The following is an 18,951-nucleotide window of genomic DNA, read 5'->3' as shown; positions in this document are numbered from 1 at the left end:
CCCGGGCCTTCTGGCCGAACTCGGCGATCTTCTTCTCGATGTCGGCAAAGCTCATCTGGTCGGCATTGCGCAGGATCGGCACCACCAGCCCGCGCGGCGAGCCGACCGCGATGCCGATGTCGAAGTAACCGTGATAGACGATGTCGTTGCCGTCCACGCTGGCGTTGATGACCGGGTACTTCTTGAGTGCGGCTACCGCCGCCTTCACGAAGAAGCTCATGAAGCCGATCTTGACGCCATGCTCTTTCTCGAACTTCTCCTGGAAGCGCTTGCGCATTTCCATCACCGGGGCCATGTTGACCTCGTTGAAGGTCGTCAGGATGGCGTTGGACGACTGCGACTGCAGCAGCCGCTCGGCCACGCGCGCGCGCAGTCGCGACATCGGTACGCGCTGCTCGGGACGCTCGCTCAGCTTCGGCGCCGGTGGGGCACTCACCTGAGGCAGCGCCGGCTTGGCCGGAGCGGGCTGGGCGGGTTTCGGCGCTGGCGCCGCCGCCTGGGGAGCAACGGCCGGTGCGGCGCTCGCCTTCGCACCCCCTTCGAGCGCACCCAGCACGTCGCCCTTGGTGACACGGCCGTCCTTGCCCGTCCCTGTCACCGTGCCGGCAGACAGATCGTTCTCCGCCATCAGCTTGGCGGCCGCCGGCATGGCGATGTCGCTTTTGGTCTGGGCGGCAGCGGCCACGTCGGCAGGGAGACCGGGCTTGGCCCCCGGCGCGGGCTCACCGGGCGGCACGGCCTTGATCTGGTCTTCGCCGCCCGTCGACGCCTTGCCTTCGGTGTCGATCTTGGCGATGACTTCGTCGCCGACGCAGCTCTCGCCGTCATTCTTGACGAGCTGAGCGACCACGCCCGCGGCCGGTGACGGCACTTCGAGCACGACCTTGTCGGTCTCGATCTCGATCAGGATCTCGTCCATCTCGACCGGCTCGCCGGGCTTCTTCTTCCACTGCAGCAAGGTCGCCTCGGCAACCGACTCGGACAGTTGAGGAACCTTGACTTCAATGATCGCCATGAAATTCTTTCTTAAAAGGTTCGGCCGAGGCATCGCCCCGATCCCGCGGCGTTGAGCGGCCTGTAGCCGGTCGAACGCCGCGAGATATTGCGGCGCATTCGCGCCGCAATAACGCTATTTGGTGAGAACGAAGCCCTTGAGCTTGCCGTAGGCTTGGTCGAGCAAGGCCTTCTGTTGCTCCTGGTGCAGGTGCGCATATCCCACCGCTGGCGAGGCCGAGGCCGGCCGGCCGGCATAGCCGAGCTTCTGGCCCTCGACCATGTTCTCGTGGATGTAGTGCTGCACGAAGAACCACGCGCCCTGGTTCTGCGGCTCGTCCTGGCACCACACGATCTCGTTGGCGCCCGGAAACTTCTTCAGCTCGGCGGCGAACGCCTTGTGCGGGAAAGGATAGAGCTGCTCGACCCGCAGGATCGCCACGTCCATTGCCTTCTTCTCGTCGCGCCGCTTGATCAGGTCGTAGGCCACCTTGCCGGAGCAAGCGATGATCCGCTTGACCTTGACGGGGTCGAGATCGGGCCGCGACGGGCCGATCACCGTGCGGAACTCGCCGCGCGTGAACTCGGCCAGCGGCGAGGTCGCGTCCTTGTTCCGCAGCAGCGACTTCGGCGTCATGATGATCAGCGGCTTCCTGAACATGCGCACCTGCTGGCGGCGCAGCAGGTGGAAGATCTGGCTGGCCGTGGTCGGCTGGCAGATCTGCATGTTGTTGTCGGCAGCCAGTTGCATGAAGCGCTCCAGGCGCGCCGAGCTGTGCTCCGGACCCTGGCCTTCGTAGCCGTGCGGCAGCAGCAATGTGAGGCCATTTGAGCGGCCCCACTTCACTTCGCCCGAAGCGATGAACTGGTCGATGACGACCTGCGCGCCGTTGACGAAGTCGCCGAACTGCGCCTCCCAGACAGTCAGCGTGTTGGGGTCGGCCGAGGCGTAGCCGTACTCGAAGCCGAGCACCGCTTCCTCCGAAAGGATGGAGTCGATCACGGTGAACGGCGCCTGGCCTTCGGCGACGTGCTGCAGCGGCGTCCAGGTGCCCTCGTCCCACTTTTCGCGGTTCTGGTCGTGCAACACCGAATGGCGGTGGGTGAAGGTGCCACGCCCGCAGTCTTCGCCCGACAGGCGCACCGGATAGCCGCTCGCCACGAGCGAGGCGTACGCAAGGTGCTCGCCCATGCCCCAATCGACATTGATGTCGCCCCGACCCATGGCGGCGCGGTCGGCTAGCACCTTCTCGACCAGCGGATGGACCTTGAAGGTGTCCGGCACGGTGGTGATGCGCTCGGCCAGGCGCTTGATCTCGGCCAAGGGCAGCGCGGTGTCGGCCGCGTCGGTCCACTTCTTGTTCAGATAGGGCGACCAGTCGACTGCGTACTTGCTCTTGTAGTTGGTGAGCACCGGGTCCGTGGTGTGCCTGCCGGCTTCCATCGCGGCGCGGTAGGCCTTGACCATCTCGTCGGGCTGCTCGGGCTTGAGCGTGCCCTGCGTCACCAGCTTGTCCGCGTAAAGCTTGCGCGTGCCGGCATGCGCCGCGATCTTCTTGTACATCAGCGGCTGGGTCATCGAGGGCGTGTCCTGCTCGTTGTGACCCAGCTTGCGGAAGCAGATGATGTCGACCACCACGTCCTTGTTGAACTCCTGGCGGTAGTCGAGCGCGAGCTGCGTGCACAGCACCACCGCCTCGGGGTCGTCGCCGTTCACGTGCAGCACCGGCGCCTCGATCATCTTGACCACGTCGGTGCAGTACAGCGTGGAGCGCGAGTCGCGCGGATCGCTGGTCGTGAAGCCGATCTGGTTGTTGATGACGAGGTGCACCGTGCCGCCGGTGTAGTAGCCGCGCGTCTGGGCCAGCGCGAGGGTTTCCATCACCACGCCCTGGCCGGCGAAGGCCGCGTCGCCGTGCACCAGCACCGGCAGCACCGTGTCGCCTTCCGCGTCGCCGCGGCGGTCCAGCCGTGCCTTGACGGAGCCTTCGACCACCGGGTTGACGATCTCGAGGTGGGAGGGGTTGAAGGCCAGGCTCAGGTGGATCGGGCCTCCGCGGGTGGTGACGTCGCTCGAGAACCCCTGGTGGTACTTCACGTCGCCCGAGGGCAGGTCTTCCTTGGCGGTGTGGTCGAACTCGCTGAACAGATCCTTCGGCGCCTTGCGCAAGGTGTTCACCAGCACGTTCAGCCGGCCGCGGTGCGCCATGCCGATGACGATCTCCTGCACCCCGAGTTCGCCGCCGCGCTGCAGCAGTTCGTCCATCGAGCAGATGAAGCTCTCGCTGCCTTCGAGCGAAAAGCGCTTCTGCCCGACGTACTTGGTGTGCAGGAAGCGCTCCAGGCCTTCGGCCGCGGTGAGGCGCTCGAGGATGTGAGACTTCTCCTCCGCGCTGAAACTGGGCTTGGAGCGTATGCGCTCCAGGCGCTCCTGCCACCAGCGCTTCTCGCCCGGCTCGGTGATGTGCATGAACTCCGCACCGATCGTGCCGCAGTAGGTCTCGCGCAGCGCCTGCACGATCTCGCGCAGCGTCTGCTGCTCGGCGGTGGTGAAGTAGGTGTTCGTGGCGCTGAACGTGATGTCCATGTCGGACTCGCTCAGGTCGTAGAACGCCGGCTCGAGCTCGGGAATCCTAGGCCTCTCGGCGCGCTTGAGCGGGTCGAGGTCGGCCCAGCGTGCTCCCAGCGACCGGTAGGCCGCGATCAGCGACTGCACATGAACCTGCTTGCGCGCGACGGCCAACTCGGTCACGCTCGCCTTCACGGCCAAGGCATTGGCCTTGGCGCGCTGCGCGAACGATTCGATGACCGGGGCGTGGGCAACATCGCGGGCTTCGGAGCCGTCACCCGCAGGAACGTTCTGGAGGGCGTCGAAGTAGGAACGCCAGTTCTCGGGCACGGAGCCCGGATTGTCCAGATAGGCCTCGTACAGCTCTTCGACATAGGGCGCGTTGCCCCCGAACAGGTACGAGTTCGAGCGGTGGTGCTGCATCATTTCGCTCACCTTTTGCCCCGGTCTGCGGGGCGTTGGCTGGTTATGAAAAAACCTTCCGCGACACGGCTGAACCGGTTGGCGGATTGCGACCCGCCTTTGCTTGTTCGACTGAACCAGAAAAGGGGACGGGAAGGACCGAATTGCGGGGGTGACTGTAGCACCGGGACCTATTCGCGAAAGGCGCCCAGCGCCGATCGACACGCGTCGCAGCCCGGATTTCCGGGCCGTTGCGGTTTCCCGCGCGGGGCAGCCGGGCCCGTGCGGATGCCGTTGCCTGCGGCTCAGTGCACCGCATCCGGCGCCGGCGGCTGGTCGCGGGGCGATGTGAAGACCTCACCGACGTCCACCGCATCGAAGCGGTATTGCGCGCCGCAGAACTCGCAGCCCACTTCCGCCGTGCCGCGCTCTTCGATCAGTCCATCGATCTCCTCGCGGCCCAGGCTGCGCAGCATCTGCGCGACACGCTGGCGCGAACAGCGGCATTCGAAGCGCGGACCATTCGCGCCCTCGAGCGGGGGGAAGCGGCGCAGCGTTTCTTCCCAGAACAAGCGGTGCAGCAGCTTGTCGGCGGGAAGCAGGAGCAGTTCGTCGCGGGTCAGCGTGCCGGCCAGCAGCGCGATGCGCCGATAGTCCTCGCTCAGGCCGATGCCGTCCTCGTTCTTCTCGCCGAGGTTGCCACTGCCCTCGACCGGCAGGCGCTGGATCAGCAGACCCGCGGCGACCTGACCATCGGCGGCAAGCACGAGCTTGGTGTCGAGCTGCTCGGACTGCAGCATGTAGTGCTCCAGCACGTCGGAGAGCTGCTGCAGCGGCTCGCGCCGGTCTCCATGAAGACCGACGACGCCCTGGTAGGGCTGCTGGCCGGGCTGCTTGTTGTTCGGATCGAGCGTGATCGCGCAGCGGCCCTGCCCGCCCACGTTGACCAGCGCTTCGAGCCCGGCGCCTTGCGCCACCTCGCCGGTCACCGTGGCGGTGGCACGCAATGCCAGATCGGGCTGCACTTCAGCGACCGCCAGCCGCACCGGCCCGTCGCCCTGGATCTGCAGCACCAGCGCGCCGTCGAACTTGATGTTGGCCTGCATCAGCACGCCCGCCGCAGCCATCTCGCCGAGCAGATCGCGCACCGGCTCGGGGTAGCCGCCGGCCTTCTCGCGACGCTGCAGCAGCTCGGTCCAGGCGCCGGTCAGGCGCACCAGCATGCCGCGCACCGGCATGCCCTCGAAGATAAATCTGTGGAGTTCGCTCATCGGTCGCAGATGGTGGTCAATCGATGCGCTTCAACGCGGTCTTGTAGTGCTGCGCCCGATCGACATAGCTCTGCGTTGCCTGCCGCATGCGCGCAAGGTCCGCCTCTACGAGCGGGCGCACCGCCTTGGCCGGGCTGCCCAGGATCAGCATGCCCTCGGCGAACTCCTTGCCTTCGGTGACCAGCGCGCCGGCGCCGACCAGGCAATTGCGGCCGATCTTCGCGCCGTTGAGCACCACCGCCTGGATGCCGATCAGCGCGCCGTCGCCGATGGTGCAGCCGTGCAGCATGGTCTGGTGGCCAACGGTGACGCCCTCGCCCACGACCAGCGGGTATCCGGGATCGGTGTGCAGCACGCTGCCCTCCTGCACGTTGGAGTTGCGGCCGATGGTGATCGGCTCGTTGTCGCCGCGCAAGGTGGCTTGCGACCACACGCTGGCACCTTGCGCGATCTCCACGGCGCCGATCAACTCGGCGCTGTCGGCCACGTACGCGCCGTCATGCACTTGCGGAACGCGCCCATCGAGCTGGAACAAGGCCATGCGGCACTCCGGCAAAGCGACGAGTTTACGGAGGCAGGCCGTGTCAGTCTCGCGGAGCTTCCAGCAGTCGAATCTCCGCCTCGTCGAAGCCAGCCGCCCTGCGCGCCTCGATGTTGAAGGGACCTCGCAGACGCGGTGCTTCGTATTTCTTCGCCAGTTCTGCATAGGTACCGATGGGGTCGAGACCACGCACTTCGCAAAGCCATCGGTACCACTGGTTGCCCACGGCGACGTGCCCGATCTCGTCACGCAGGATCACGTCGAGGATCGCGCCTGCCTTGTGATCGCCCGCCCCGACCAGCTTGGCCTTGATGGGCGGTGACGCGTCGAGGCCGCGTGCCTCGAGCGTGCGGGGAACCAGGGCGATCCTTGCGAGAAGATCGTGTTTGGTCTTCTCGGCCATCTCCCACAACGCGTTGTGTGCGGGGAAGCTGCCGTAGTCGTACCCCATCGAGCGCAGGTGGTCGCGCAAGAGCTGGAAGTGCAGCGCTTCCTCCCGTGCCACACCCAGCCACTGCCCATAGAAGTCGTCCGGCATCTTCGGGAAGCGCCACACAACATCGAGCGCCAGATCGATGGCGTTCAGTTCGATATGGGCCAGTGCATGAACCAGCGTTGCCCTGCCCTGTGCGCTGGCCATCGAGCGCTGTTCGAGCTGCGTGTGCGGTACGAGTTGCGGCTTCGAGGGACGACCGGGAATGCCGGCGGGCTCGGGCAGTTCCTGATCGGCCCCGGCCGGCAGATCGCTGCGAAGCGCCCGCGTCAGGCTCGCCTTGTGGTCCGCGCTGGTGGCGAGCAGCGGCCCGAAGGCCTGATTCCTGAGCGTGATCACCGTGCGAGTCTAAGTTCCCGATCGCCCCGTGGCGATAAAGAACGAGCGCTACGGTGTGCCGAAGCGAAGGCCGCGGCCGCGACCATCAACCGAGCGCTTCGATCGTCTCCTTCGGCCAGAGGAAGCGAAAGCGCGCCACGTCCCTGTGCGCCATCACGAACGCCAGGTTCTGCTCGATGCAGCGGCCTGCGCCGCGCGTGCGCGTAGGCCATAAAGGCAATGGCTGTCGTGCCGGCGCTGCAGGTCGATGCCCGCCGCCCGGGCTGCCCGCTTGACGCCGGCCCAGCGCCCGACATCACGACCAGTGCTGAGCGGTTTCTCCCACAGCGCGTGCTCGCACGAGCGGTCCGGCCGCAGGCAATCGTCGCGCGACGGCCGGTAAGCCCAGCGGCGCGTCGGTGTAGTCGGGCATGCCGCCGCTCGGCCGCGCGTCCACGTCGGCCGGCAGGCCGGACTTGCGGCCCGGCTCGATGGTCAGGTCATAGTGGACCCCCAGCGCCGCCAAGATGGCCAGGGTCGCGTCGTTCATCCAGCGGTCGCCGAAGCGAAACGAACGGCAGGGTCGCCCGAAAGCTCGGTGATAGGCGTCGAAGGCCAGTTGCAGGCAATGGTCGACCCAGGCCTGATCGCCGTTGTCGACAAACCAGCGGCTGCGCTCGGGCCGCCACTGCCAAGCGTGACATGCAGGCCCAGTTCGTCGCCCGAGCGGTCCCGTCGCGCAAAGGCCTCTGGTAGCGCTCGACGACCCACGATGCGCTGCCGTAGGGTCTGTTCGACCTGAGGGTCCATGCGAAGGAACCAGGAAATGCACACCGGCGCGCCGGTGTGCTGCGCGAGCCGCGGCCGCAGCGCGTCCATGCATTCGAGCGCCGCCTCGAAACCCTTCCAGTCCACCGGTCGAAACGGGTCCGTCTCGCGCTCGTCGGGCTCGACGTCGATGCACAAGACGATCGGAACGGTTCGCATTGGCGTGCATCCCATGGCTTCTGCGAGGCACAAGGCACCGCTCAACCGGGTGGTGCGCGAGCCGAGAACACGGGCGGATCGACCCCCGCCGGCTTTCAGTGCGGCAGCACCGGCGTGACGCCCGGAGCCGCCGGGTCACCCGCTGAGCGCACCGCGTCCGCACGAGCGCCGGCCCGGCGCACTGCACGGTCCAGGCTGCGCATGTGGAGCAGCGCAACGGCGGCGCCCAGCGCCGCACCGGCCAGCGCGTCCAGTGCAACGTGCTGGCGAATTGCCAGCGTGGAATAAACGATGCCCAGGCACCACAGAGCGTTGACTCCGCGCACGGTGCCCCGTTCGCCCGTCTCGCGCAGTATTCGCTCCAGCCACAAGGCGGTGAAAACAGCGAACGCGACGTGCAACGATGGGCAGGCGTTGCCGGCCACATCGACGGTCTTCAGGAACGCGAGCGAGGGATGAGCCGACCAGTCGAGTGCAAAGTCGGGCACCGCCGTCGGCCAGAGCACGAAGACGCTCAGCCCCGCCAGGCTGAGACCGCCCGTTGCGAGGCCATAGGAAATGACTTCGCGGCTGTCCTTGAGCAGCGCGGGCCCCAGCGAAACGTAAACCCAGAGCGATACGTACAGAACGAAAGCTTCGGGCCGAAAAGCCACCCACCGATCCAGCGCAATCAGCGGCATGGTGGTGACCGTGAAGAAAGGATGCTGCAGCACCCAGAAGTAGGCGACGAAGAACGCAGTGATGCCGAGCGTCGTGCCGGCCATCTTGGCGAACCAGAGTGTGCGCACACGTGGGCCGAGTCGGTGGTGCCAGCCGCCGATGGGCCGCATCGAATCGCTGAAATCCATGGCTCAGCTTAAGCGAAGCACACGACCGCCCTGCAACACCACGGTGGACCGGCACCCCGTGCGGGGCGCCACGGGCGTATGCCGATGCCGCGCTCGCCGGATGCTTTTGCCCGGGCTTGCAGGCCTATAGCACTCGGTGGAACCACAGCACCGACAGGCCCGCCGAAAGCAGCAGCAGAACCAGCGCCCCGGCCACCACGAGCGCGGTGACTTCGGTCTGCCGCGTTTCGAGAACGATGCGCGAATTCAGCGTCTCGTAGACCTTTTTCAGGTCCGTGGCGGTGCCGGCCTGAAAGTACTCGCCATGCGTCAGGGAGGCAATCGACTTGAGCGTGTCCTCGTCGAGTTTGACGTGCACCGACCAGCCCTCGAAGTGGATGGTCGTCCCTTCCTTGGTGCCGATGCCCACGGTGTACACGCGCACGCCCCGGTCGGCTGCCAGCTTGGCGACCGCCAACGGGTCGGGGCCGGTGGTGCGCTGACCGTCCGTGAGCAGAATGATCACCGCCTCGTCGTACGAGCCCGGCGGCACGGGCTCGGCCTGGACCGGTTCGGTGTTCTCCCTCTCGCGCGGCAGCATCGGCAAGGCGCGCGAGCGGTTGCCGCCGGAGCGGGCGCCCTGCAAGGCTTCCATGTCCAGTCCGAGTTCAGGGAACAGCGTGACCAGCGACACCACCAAGCCGTTGCCGATGCCGGTGCCGCGTTGCAGCTGGAAGCGGTCAATGGCCGCGACCACGTCTTCGCGGTTGCGCGTGGGCGGCTGCACGAGTTGCGCGGTGGCCGCAAAGGCGACGACGCCGATGCGCGTGTTGGCAGGCTGATCGGCGACGAAGGTTCGCGCCGCAGCCTGCGCCGCTTCCAGCCGCGTGGGCAGAACGTCGTCGGCGCGCATGCTGCCCGACACGTCGATCGCCAGGATCACCGTCTGCTGTTGCGAGGGCAGGCTCATCACCGCCTGCGGCCGCGCTAGGGCGACCAGCAGGGCCGTCAGAGCCAGCAGGAAAAGCAGGGGCGGCACATGCCGCCGCCAGGCCGCGCCCTGCCCTGCCTCCTTGACCATGGCCAGGCTCGCGTAGCGCAAAACGACGCGCTTGCGCCGGCGCAGCAGCCAGACGTAGAGCATGGCAAGCAACGGCAGCGCGAGCAGCGCCCACAGCAACTCGGGCCACTGGAAAGTGATGAGGTTCATGACGCGGCTCCCGCACCGGCCGCTCCGCCGCGGCGCTGGGCGACACGTCGGCGCAACTGCACGAAATGGGTCAAAGCCTCCGCCAGGTCGTCCTCGGTCGAAAGCTCGAAGGTGTCGACGCCGGCGCTCGCCAGTGCTTCCTGCAGCGCCTGCTCGCGCCGCTCCACGGCCTTCGCGTGGCGAACCCGAAAGCCGCGGTCATGCGTGTCGACCACGATCTGCTCGCCGCTTTCCGCATCGCCCATCAGCACCAGCCCGAGGTCGGGCACCTCGTCGTCGAGCGGGTCGGTCAGACGCACGGCCAGCACCTCGTGGCGCTGCGCCAGTCGAGCCAACGGGCGCTCCCAGCCGGGCTCGCTCAGGAAGTCGGAGATCACGAAGACCTGCGCGCGGCGCTTGAGCAGCGGATGCGCGGCGTCCAGAAGTTCGTGCAGGCGGGTACCGCCGACGGGCGCGGTGGCCTTGGCCTTCTTTGCCGGCGCGGCTGTGGGCTGCGACAGCGTATGGACGAGCCGCAGCAAATGCCGCCGGCCGCTGCCCGCTGGCACCACCGCGTCGACATGCCGCCGATAACGCAGCGCCCCCACGCGGTTGCCGCGGCGCGTGAGCAGCCGCGCCATCAGCGCAACGAAATCCAGCGCAACCGCACCGCGGCTGGCCCGGGCGCCGATGTCGGATGAAGGGCTCAAATCGACCAGGAACCAGGCCGTGAGGTCGCGGTCCTCGTGGTACTCACGGACATAGGGCGTCTGCAGCCGGGCGGTGACGTTCCAGTCGATGTGGCGCACGTCGTCGTGGGTCTGGTATTCGCGCAGGTCGGCGAGATCGTCGCCCACGCCGAGGAGCAGGCCCCGGTAGTCGCCGTGCAGTGCACCGTCCAGGCGCCGAAGCACGCGCCACTCCAGCCGCAGCAGCAGCCGCTCGGCGTCGGGCAGGTTCAGCGTGGCGCTGTTCATTGCATCGGCACCGAAGCGCCGTTGCCAGCCGAAGCCGGCGCGGCGAACGACCCCCGCGACGCCAGCGGCGTCGCCGGCGGGCGGATCTTGCGCAAGAGCGTGGCGATCAGGTCGTCGGCGCTCACGCCTTCGGCCAGCGCCTGGTAGGACAGCACCAAGCGGTGGCGCAGCACGTCGGGCACCAACTCGCTCACGTCTTCGGGCAGCACGTAATCGCGCCCGCGCAGCAACGCCAGGGCACGCGCGCCCTCGATCAGGTGAATGCTGGCGCGCGGGCTGCAGCCGAAGGCGATCTGCGGTGCCAGCTCGGCCAGGCCGTGCTGGGCGGGCTTGCGGGTGGCGGCGACCAGCTTCACGGCGTACTGAATGAGCGACGGCTCGACGAAGCTGCGCCGACACGCTCTTTGCAGCCCCGCCAACTCGTCGGCGCCGAGCACCGGCGCGACGTCGGGCCATTCGCCGATGACACGCTCGACGATCACGAACTCCTCCTCCTCGCTCGGGTAGCCGACCACCACCTTCATCATGAAACGGTCGACCTGCGCCTCGGGCAAGGGATAGGTGCCTTCGGTCTCGATCGGGTTCTGTGTGGCCATCACCAGGAAAGGCTGGGCAACGCGGTGCGTCTCGCCGGCAATGGTGACCTGGCGCTCCTGCATCACCTCGAGCAGCGCGCTCTGCACCTTGGCCGGCGCCCGGTTGATCTCGTCGGCCAGCAGCAGGTTGGTGAACACCGGCCCGAGCGAGGTCGAGAACTCGCCCGTCTTCTGATTGAAGATGCGCGTGCCGATCAGGTCCGCCGGCACCAGGTCGGGCGTGAACTGGATGCGCTTGAACTGGCCCCGCAGCACCAGCGCCAGCGTCTTGACCGTCTGCGTCTTGGCCAGTCCCGGCACGCCTTCGACCAGCAGATGGCCCTGCGCCAGCATGGCGATGAGCACGCGTTCGAGGAACTGGTCCTGGCCGACCACCACCTTCTTCACTTCGTAAAGCACGCGTTGCATCTGCGCGGCGACATCGTCGGGACGGAGTTCGTGGGCGGGCATTCGGTGGTCCTCGGAGCGAAGCGGATGGGAAATGAAAACGGAAAAACGGGCGGTCGTCAGGCCGGTGGCACACCCACCACGGCGGCGGCGTCCTCGATCGGCACGGCCAATCCGATGCCGACGAAGAAGGACTGGTCGGTCGGGTTGAGGATCGCCGCCACGATGCCGACCACCTGGCCGTCCATCGTGATCAGCGGCCCGCCCGAATTGCCGGGGTTCACGGCCGCGTCGAACTGGATCAGGTTGGACAGGAGCGGCCGCTCGTCCTCGGCGCGGTGCTGGCGGCCCAGCCCCGACACCACGCCCGATGAAACACTCGGGCCAATGCCGAATGGAAAACCGATCGCCACCACTTCGTCGCCCGGCACCAGACTGGCGGCGGGGCGCAGGGTGGCGGGCCGCACGTCGTCGGGCAACCGGCGCGCGCGCAGCACGGCCAGATCGCTCTCGGGGCGCACGCTCATGAGCACCGCGTCCGACTCGGAGCCATCGAAAAACGTCACGGTGATGCGCTCGGCGCCGGCCACCACATGCAGGCTGGTCAGGATGGTGCCGTCCTCGACGATCACCACCCCGGTGCCGGTGCCGCCGTGGCCCGGTTCGTCGAGCGGGCGGCGCTCGTGCGGCGCGCCGGTGCGCACCCGCACGACCGAGGGCATCACCGCGGCGGCGGCACGCGCCGGCCGGGAGGGCAAGGCCTGCGTTTCCAGCGTGTGCAGCACAGCCGCATCGACGTCGTCTTGCGTCAGCCGCTGCGCCGCGGGCTGCAACAGGGCCGCCTGGAGCACCACGCCGATCAGCGCTGCGCACAGCCCCGCAGCGAAGAAGCTGCTGCGCGGGTGACGCGACAACGCGCTGCGCAAGCGGCCGGGCGGCTTTTCTGCCCGCTCGGTGCGGCTCGGCTGCGCACTTGCCGGCGCTGCATCGGCGAACACCGGCGCTGCGGCGGAAGCCGGCGCGCGACGCGCCTGCGTGCGGGGCGATCGGCTGTAGAGCGTGGCCTTTTTCATCGGTGCTCCCGGTTGAGCGGAGCCGCAACCCGTCGAGCGGAGCGCAGCACGCAGGGAAAACAGTAGCACGCGGCGGGCCGGGAGAACGCCGGTCGGGATATTCGGGGCGGCGAGGCGATAACCGCGTGCTCGAACCGGCGCTTTTATCCCCTCGGATGATGCTGGGCGTGGAGAAGTTTCAGCCGCTCCCGCGCCACGTGCGTGTAGATCTGCGTCGTGGAGATGTCTGCGTGGCCGAGCAGCATCTGCACGGAGCGCAGGTCTGCGCCGTGGTTGAGCAGGTGTGTCGCGAAGGCATGGCGCAGGGTGTGCGGCGACAGCGCGACCGCAATACCGGCGGCGCGGGCGTGCTTTTTCACGATCAACCAGAAAGCCTGCCGCGTCATTGCGCCACCGCGCGCGGTAGCGAACAGCGCGTCGCTGGCCTGTCCCGCAAGGATGGCGGCACGCGCCTGCATCAGGTAGCGCGTGATCCAGCCGTGTGCTTCTTCGCCGAACGGCAGCAGCCGCTCCTTCGCGCCCTTGCCCATCACCCGCAGGGCCCCTTCGGCCAGGCCGACGTGGACGGTCTTGAGCGTAACCAGCTCGCTCACGCGCAGCCCGCTCGCATACATCAGCTCGAGCATGGCGCGGTCCCGCAGGCCGAGAGGCGTTTGCACGTCCGGCGCCGCCAGCAGCGCCTCGACCTGCGCCTCGCTGAGCGTTCCCGGCACGCGCAGCGGCTGCCGGGCGGCCAGCAGCTTGAGGGTCGGATCGGCGCTCAGCCGGTGTTCGCGCAGCGCCCAGCGGAAATAGCGCTTGAAGACCGTGAGACGGCGGTTCGCACTGGTCGCCCGTGTGCCGCTGTGGCGTGCCAGCGCGTAGCCACGAAGATCGACTTCGGTGGTGGTGTCGAGCGGCTTTCCGGTGGCGCCGTAGAGCCAGCGCGCGTAGAGCGTCAGGTCGCGGCGATAGGCGGCCAGCGTGTTGGCCGAGAGGCCGTCCGAAGTCCACAGGCCATCGAGAAAGCGGTCGATCGCCGCGGCACTCTCCGACGGCAGCGGTGGCACAGGCAACGGGGGCGGGGCATCGGTCACTGCGAGAGTGTGCCCAAAGAAAAAAGCCGCCCGAGGCGGCTTTCGCACAGGCTTGCACGCGACGGCGTTCCGTTATTCGGGTTTGAGCTTTGATGATGGGGCGGGAGGCCGCGCCCGCGCAGAACTCTTGCCGGTTGTGGAAAGCACTCATCGCTCGGGCCGGTAACCTCCGCGCATGCGCGACGTACTGCTCCTGTTGCCCGACTTCCTGCTCATCGTCGTCGGCTTTCTCGTCTGCCGCTACACCGTGCTCAACCGGCCGATCTGGGAATCGACCGAAAAGCTGGTCTACCACCTGCTGTTTCCGGTGCTGCTGTTCACCTCCATCGTGCGCAACCCGCTCGATCCAGCGGAGGCCGCGGCCTTGGGCGGCGCGGGCCTGGCCACCGTCACGCTCGGCATCGCGCTGGCCTATGCGCTCAAGTATTGGCGCGGTGCGGATCCGCTGCTGCACGCGTCGGGCGCTCAGGTCGCGTTTCGCTTCAACTCGTATATCGCCCTGGCCATGGCCGAGCGCCTCGGTGGTGCCGCCGGCGTGGCGCAGATGGCCGTGCTGGTGGCCGTTTGCGTGCCGCTGTGCAATGCGGCCGCCGTCCTGCCCCTGGCCCGCCACGGCGGCCACCACCTCGGCCGCGAGCTGCTGCGCAACCCGCTCATCGTCAGCACACTGGCCGGCTTGCTCGCCAATCTGGCCGGTCTCACGTTTCCCGAGCCGGTCGGCACCACCTTGCAGCGGATCGGTCAGGCCGCGCTGCCGCTCGGCCTGATGGCAGTGGGCGCAGGTCTGCAGCTCGGCGGCCTCAAGGCCTCGCCGCCTCTGGCCGTGGCGCTGCTGACGCTGCGCCACGCGGTGTTGCCCGCGTCGGCACTGGCCATCGGCCTGGCGATGTCGCTGCAGGCCCTGCAGCTCACCGTGCTGGTCGCCTTCGCGGCCATGCCCACGGCGTCGAGCTGCTATGTACTGGCCGTGCGCATGGGCGGCAACGGTTCCTTCGTGGCCGGGCTGGTGACGATCTCCACCCTGCTGGGCATGCTCACGCTGCCGGCGTGGATCGCGCTGCGGTTCGGCCTTGGCTGAAAGACGCGGCAGACCGCTCTCGTACGCTGGAGCACGAGAACGCGTTGCGGGTCGAGATCGGTAAAGCAACCGGCCGGCACGGTCAGCTTCCTGGCTCGAGCGCGGGTGTATCGCGCTGCGCCAGCGCCCAGTCGACGTGTTCGCGCACCAGCGCACTGGCCGCCTCGCGCGCCTCGCTCAGCGCGCGCGAGAGAGCGGCGTCGCCGGTCTCTCGCCAGGCATTGCCCAGCGCCACCGCGAGATTGCGCCGCCAGCGCTCGAAGCCGATCCGGCGGATCGCGCTGCCCTCGGTGCGGCGCAGGAACTCGTCTTCGTTCCACGCCCACAGTTGCAGCAGCGAGGGCGCGTCGAAGGCGTCGCGAGCATCGAAGTCAGGCAGGCTCGCGCGCTGCGCGTACTTGTTCCAAGGGCACACGAGCTGGCAATCGTCGCAGCCGTAGATGCGGTTGCCGATCGGTGCGCGGAATTCCTCGGGGATCGGCCCGTCGTGCTCGATGGTCAGGTAGGAGATGCAGCGCCGCGCGTCGAGCCGTCGTTCACTGACGATGGCCTGCGTCGGGCACACATCGATGCAGGCGCGGCAACTGCCGCAATGCGCCTCGCTCGCCGGGGTGAGCGGCAGGGCCAGATCGACATAGATCTCGCCGAGAAAGAACATCGAGCCGGCCTCGCGCGACAGCGCGAGCGTGTGCTTGCCGCGCCAGCCCAGGCCGCTTCTCGACGCCAGCTCCACCTCGAGCACCGGCGCCGAATCGGTGAACACCCGGTGCCCGAACGGCCCGATGCGTTCGGCCAAACCATCGGCCAGCTTCTGCAGCCGCGCGCGCATCACCTTGTGATAGTCGCGACCGCGTGCATAGAGCGACACCGTCGCCTCGGTCGGCCGGTGCAGCCGCTCGAACGCGATCGCCTGCCAGCCGTCGCTCGTTGCTCGCGGCAGGTAGTCCATGCGCGCGGTGATCACCCGAACGGTGCCCGGCACCAGCTCGGCCGGGCGCGCGCGCCTGAGGCCGTGGCGTTCCATGTAAAGCATGCTGCCGTGCAGGCCCTGTTGCAACCACGCCAACAAGCCCGGCTCGGCGCTCGCCAGATCGACATCGGCCACACCGATCTGTGAGAATCCGAGCTCGCGCGCCGCCCGGCGCAACTCGACCCACACGTCGTCCGGCACAGCCTCTCGATCGGCTGCTCGCTCCAGGACCACCGGCGCTCGATGCATCCACCGATTCTAGAAACCCGCAGCGAACACTGGCCCGACGAGGCCGCTTGCGCCGCTCGCGCACAGACCATGGCCGAGCGCCAAGCGCTGCGCGATGCCTTCATCGAACTGCAAGGCCCGCTCGGCGCCGGCAAGACCACCTTCGCCCGGCACCTGCTGCGCGCCCTCGGCGCCAGCGGGCGCATCAAGAGCCCGAGCTATGCGGTGGTCGAGCCCTACGAACTGACTGGTGGTGCAGTCTGGCACTTCGACTTCTACCGCTTCGCGGACGAGCGCGAGTGGGAAGACGCCGGTTTTCGTGACATCTTCGCCGGCCCCGGCTTGAAGCTTGTCGAATGGCCGCAGAACGCCGGTGAAACTTTGCCGGTTCCCGATCTGTGCATGGAACTCGTGCCGCTCGAAGACGACCAACGCGCCGTGCAACTGTCTGCCTACACCGAGCGCGGCCTGGAGCTGCTGCGATGACCGCGCGCGGTCTGCAGCGCCGCGAGCTCATCCGACAGGCCGGCGCGCTGGTGCTGTTGCTGGGCGCGCGCGACATCGCCTTCGGCGCCACCATCCTCGCCGTGCGCGTGTGGCCCGCGGCCGACTACACGCGCGTGACGCTCGAGTCCGACACGGCACTGGCCGCCACCCATTTCCTGATCGGCAACCCGCAGCGCGTGGTGATCGACGTCGATGGCCTGGAGCTGAGCCCGACCCTGCGCGAACTGGTCGGGCAGGTCGAGGACGGCGACCCCTTCATCGCCAGCGTGCGCGTCGGACAGAACCGGCCGCGCGTGGTGCGGCTGGTCATCGACCTCAAGCAGGCCAGCGAGCCGCAGGTCTTCACGCTGGAACCCGTGGCCGGCTACCGCCACCGGCTGGTGTTCGATCTCTACCCGACCATCGAGCGTGATCCGTTGCTTGCGCTGCTGCAGGAAAAGGCAGCAGCAGACGGTTCGGACGCGTTGAGCACCGCCGAGGCCGAGCGCGCGGCGTCAGCGGTGAACGATGCACTGGGTGAATTCATCGGGAAGATCGGCGAGCCGCCCGCGTCACCGGTGGCCACAGCGCCGCCCCCGCCCGGGGGCAAGCCCGGCGCGAAGCCCAAGGCGACCGCGCGGCTGATCATCGTCGCGCTCGATCCCGGTCATGGCGGCGAAGACCCCGGCGCCATCGGCCCGAGCGGCCTCTACGAGAAAGACGTGGTGCTGCAGATCGCGCAGCAGCTGCGCAAGCGCATCAACGCCCAGCCCAACATGCGCGCCATGATGACGCGCGACGGCGACTTCTTCGTGCCGCTGCAGGAGCGCGTGCGCAAGGCGCGGCGCGTGCAGGCCGACCTGTTCATCTCGATCCACGCAGACGCCTTCATTCGCCCGCAGGCCCGCGGCGCTTCGGTGTTCGTGCTCAGCGAGCGTGGCGCCACCAGCGTCGAGGCGCGCTGGATGGCGAACAAGGAAAACGCTGCCGACATGGTGGGCGGCGTCAACCTCGTCAAGAGCCAGGACGCTGCGCTAAAGCGCGCCCTGCTCGACATGAGCACCAGCGCCCAGATCCGCGACAGCCTCAAGCTCGGCACCGAGGTTCTCGGCCACATCGGCAAGGTCGGCCGGCTGCACAAGAAGCAGGTCGAGCAGGCCGGCTTCGCGGTGCTCAAGGCGCCCGACGTGCCCTCGATACTGGTCGAGACGGCCTTCATCTCCAACCCCGACGAGGAGAAGAAGCTGCGCAACCCGCGCTATCAAGCGCAACTCGTCGAAGCGCTGGTCACCGGCATCAACCGTTACTTCGCCAAGAACCCGCCGCTGGCGCGCCAACGCGCCTTGTAAGCCGGCGCGGTTTGTTGCGGCTCAGCCGTCGGCGGCAAAGGCGACGGTCGAGAGCAGTGCCAGCTCGGCCTGGCGCGAATCGAGCCGCGTGTGCTGCACCACGATCGGCACGTCCGACTCGATCACGCTCGCGTACGGTGTGGCGACGGGGATCGGCTCCGGCTCCTTCAGTTGATCGAACCGCACGTGCAGGGTGCGACGCGCCGGCACCGTGACCCGGTAAGGGCCGACCGGCTCCCGATCGGTGAAGAACACGGTGATGCGCACCTGCGCGTCCTGATCCGAAGCGTTCAGCAGGCAGGCGGTTTCGTGGCTGGCCATCTCCGGCCCTGTCCCATGGCTCCAGCCCGGGATATAGCCTTCCGCGATCGCCCAGCGTGTGCGGCCGATGGTCTTGTCCAAGCGTTCTCCTCCGGTCGTGCAAAGTTGCCGACTCGGCAAGACAGCAACTCACGTGCCGAAGGCGGACACCGGCCTGTCTTGCGCGTCAATTGCGCTCAGTTCTGCGGCAACGTGTCGGCGCGCAGCGAAACGTTTTGAATGCGCGTGTCGGCGTCGGCGGCGACATCCGCAGCGCTGTAGGGCGTGGCCCGCGGAAACGTCGCGGCGAGAAACTGCGCCAGCGCGTTTTGCTCGCCGCCCGGCGTCGCGAACACCTTGCTTGAGGCGCTCACCAGATCGACGCGACTCGGTGCCGACAGCGCACTGAAGGGATAGGCGTCGCCGCCGCCGGCCAAAAAGTCGAGCGTGACGAGGCGGTAGTTGGTCGCACCCGGTACCCGGAAGGCGCCGCCCGAATAGACCACCTGCGGACCGGTGAGCGGGCCGCCGCCGTCCGGATCAGCGACCACCAGCGTGCGCACGCGCGAGCCGGCCGGCTGCGCCGGATCGAAGCTGAAGCGCAAGCCGCCGACCTGCGGGAACTTGCCCTGGGTCGAGCCCGACAGCCAGTCCGACACGCCGTGCTCGACGACCGCCTTGAGTTCGACAGCCGTGAGCGTCAGCAGCGACAGGCCGTTGTTGAAGCGCAGCGAGAACTCGATGTCGAGCTGGGAGATGTCGCCGGCCTGCTTGCCCACCTCCGCGTTGGCGCGCGTGGGACCCTTCTCACCGGTGATCGAGCCCGGCGCAATGTCGAGCG

General features: G+C 68.0%; 20 protein-coding genes. 3 read left to right on the top strand and 17 right to left on the bottom strand.

Going from position 1 to position 18,951, the window contains the following annotated elements; translation table 11 throughout:
- The 14 genes from H0W38_RS03270 to xerD all read right to left on the bottom strand — a co-directional run.
- Nucleotides 1-1,015: 2-oxo acid dehydrogenase subunit E2 (locus H0W38_RS03270; protein ID WP_292451161.1), on the bottom strand; the 1,015-nt coding region annotated here is incomplete at its 3' end.
- A 114-nt stretch (nucleotides 1,016-1,129) separates the two neighbouring features.
- Complete coding sequence (locus H0W38_RS03265; RefSeq protein ID WP_292451159.1) at nucleotides 1,130-3,988, bottom strand: 2-oxoglutarate dehydrogenase E1 component; 2,859 nt, start codon at nucleotides 3,986-3,988, stop codon at nucleotides 1,130-1,132.
- Between the two features lie 281 nt (nucleotides 3,989-4,269).
- The gene (locus tag H0W38_RS03260) at nucleotides 4,270-5,235 is read right to left on the bottom strand and encodes an Hsp33 family molecular chaperone HslO (protein WP_292451157.1); all 966 of its coding nucleotides are present in this window, start codon (nucleotides 5,233-5,235) and stop codon (nucleotides 4,270-4,272) included.
- Nucleotides 5,236-5,251: 16 nt separating this feature from the next.
- A complete protein-coding gene (locus H0W38_RS03255) occupies nucleotides 5,252-5,776 on the bottom strand; it encodes a gamma carbonic anhydrase family protein (RefSeq protein WP_292451155.1) in 525 nt (174 codons plus the stop codon).
- A gap of 43 nt (nucleotides 5,777-5,819) precedes the next feature.
- The gene (locus tag H0W38_RS03250; RefSeq protein ID WP_292451164.1) at nucleotides 5,820-6,575 is read right to left on the bottom strand and encodes a ferritin-like domain-containing protein; all 756 of its coding nucleotides are present in this window, start codon (nucleotides 6,573-6,575) and stop codon (nucleotides 5,820-5,822) included.
- A gap of 118 nt (nucleotides 6,576-6,693) precedes the next feature.
- Nucleotides 6,694-6,828 carry a hypothetical protein gene (locus H0W38_RS03245; protein WP_292451154.1) on the bottom strand — a complete coding sequence of 45 codons (135 nt, stop codon included), beginning with the start codon at nucleotides 6,826-6,828 and terminating at the stop codon, nucleotides 6,694-6,696.
- Nucleotides 6,829-6,903: 75 nt separating this feature from the next.
- Entirely contained in the window at nucleotides 6,904-7,137 is a 234-nt protein-coding gene (locus H0W38_RS03240) for a hypothetical protein (RefSeq protein ID WP_292451152.1), read from the bottom strand.
- Nucleotides 7,134-7,574: a hypothetical protein gene (locus tag H0W38_RS03235; protein ID WP_292451150.1), complete on the bottom strand. Its 441-nt coding sequence runs from the start codon at nucleotides 7,572-7,574 to the stop codon at nucleotides 7,134-7,136. Before H0W38_RS03235 ends, H0W38_RS03240 begins: the two co-directional genes overlap by 4 nt.
- A 95-nt stretch (nucleotides 7,575-7,669) precedes the next feature.
- Entirely contained in the window at nucleotides 7,670-8,422 is a 753-nt protein-coding gene (locus tag H0W38_RS03230) for a phosphatase PAP2 family protein (RefSeq protein WP_292451149.1), read from the bottom strand.
- Nucleotides 8,423-8,546: 124 nt separating this feature from the next.
- Nucleotides 8,547-9,602: a VWA domain-containing protein gene (locus H0W38_RS03225; protein ID WP_292451163.1), complete on the bottom strand. Its 1,056-nt coding sequence runs from the start codon at nucleotides 9,600-9,602 to the stop codon at nucleotides 8,547-8,549.
- Nucleotides 9,603-9,607: 5 nt separating this feature from the next.
- Nucleotides 9,608-10,567 (bottom strand): DUF58 domain-containing protein, encoded by a 960-nt coding sequence (locus H0W38_RS03220; protein WP_292451147.1) that lies wholly within the window; start codon nucleotides 10,565-10,567, stop codon nucleotides 9,608-9,610.
- Nucleotides 10,564-11,613, bottom strand: a complete 1,050-nt coding sequence (locus H0W38_RS03215) for a MoxR family ATPase (protein ID WP_292451145.1) — start codon at nucleotides 11,611-11,613, stop codon at nucleotides 10,564-10,566. Before H0W38_RS03215 ends, H0W38_RS03220 begins: the two co-directional genes overlap by 4 nt.
- A 56-nt stretch (nucleotides 11,614-11,669) precedes the next feature.
- Nucleotides 11,670-12,623, bottom strand: a complete 954-nt coding sequence (locus H0W38_RS03210; protein ID WP_292451143.1) for a S1C family serine protease — start codon at nucleotides 12,621-12,623, stop codon at nucleotides 11,670-11,672.
- Between the two features lie 143 nt (nucleotides 12,624-12,766).
- Nucleotides 12,767-13,663, bottom strand: a complete 897-nt coding sequence (xerD, locus tag H0W38_RS03205) for a site-specific tyrosine recombinase XerD (RefSeq protein ID WP_292451162.1) — start codon at nucleotides 13,661-13,663, stop codon at nucleotides 12,767-12,769.
- A gap of 211 nt (nucleotides 13,664-13,874) precedes the next feature.
- Here xerD and H0W38_RS03200 point away from each other — a divergent pair, with 211 nt between their 5' ends.
- Nucleotides 13,875-14,777, top strand: coding sequence for an AEC family transporter (locus H0W38_RS03200; protein WP_292451142.1), 903 nt, complete (start codon nucleotides 13,875-13,877; stop codon nucleotides 14,775-14,777).
- A gap of 82 nt (nucleotides 14,778-14,859) precedes the next feature.
- On the opposite strand, the gene queG is transcribed toward H0W38_RS03200, so the two are convergent.
- Nucleotides 14,860-15,996: a tRNA epoxyqueuosine(34) reductase QueG gene (queG, locus tag H0W38_RS03195; RefSeq protein ID WP_292451140.1), complete on the bottom strand. Its 1,137-nt coding sequence runs from the start codon at nucleotides 15,994-15,996 to the stop codon at nucleotides 14,860-14,862.
- On the opposite strand from queG, the gene tsaE reads away from it, so the two are divergent.
- A complete protein-coding gene (tsaE, locus tag H0W38_RS03190; RefSeq protein WP_292451138.1) occupies nucleotides 15,991-16,461 on the top strand; it encodes a tRNA (adenosine(37)-N6)-threonylcarbamoyltransferase complex ATPase subunit type 1 TsaE in 471 nt (156 codons plus the stop codon). The two genes, queG and tsaE, sit on opposite strands and share 6 nt — an antisense overlap.
- Nucleotides 16,458-17,810: an N-acetylmuramoyl-L-alanine amidase gene (locus H0W38_RS03185; RefSeq protein ID WP_292451137.1), complete on the top strand. Its 1,353-nt coding sequence runs from the start codon at nucleotides 16,458-16,460 to the stop codon at nucleotides 17,808-17,810. Before tsaE ends, H0W38_RS03185 begins: the two co-directional genes overlap by 4 nt.
- Nucleotides 17,811-17,831: 21 nt before the next feature.
- Here the strand turns inward: H0W38_RS03185 and H0W38_RS03180 are convergent, their stop codons facing one another.
- The gene (locus tag H0W38_RS03180; protein ID WP_292451135.1) at nucleotides 17,832-18,212 is read right to left on the bottom strand and encodes a sensory rhodopsin transducer; all 381 of its coding nucleotides are present in this window, start codon (nucleotides 18,210-18,212) and stop codon (nucleotides 17,832-17,834) included.
- A gap of 95 nt (nucleotides 18,213-18,307) precedes the next feature.
- A partial coding sequence (locus H0W38_RS03175) for a 5'-nucleotidase C-terminal domain-containing protein (RefSeq protein WP_292451133.1) occupies nucleotides 18,308-18,951 on the bottom strand: 644 nt, incomplete at its 5' end.

Origin of the sequence: Methylibium sp. (assembly GCF_013817365.1) — a bacterium.
GTDB lineage: Bacteria > Pseudomonadota > Gammaproteobacteria > Burkholderiales > Burkholderiaceae_C > Methylibium.
This window is presented reverse-complemented; position numbering and strand designations above follow the sequence as displayed.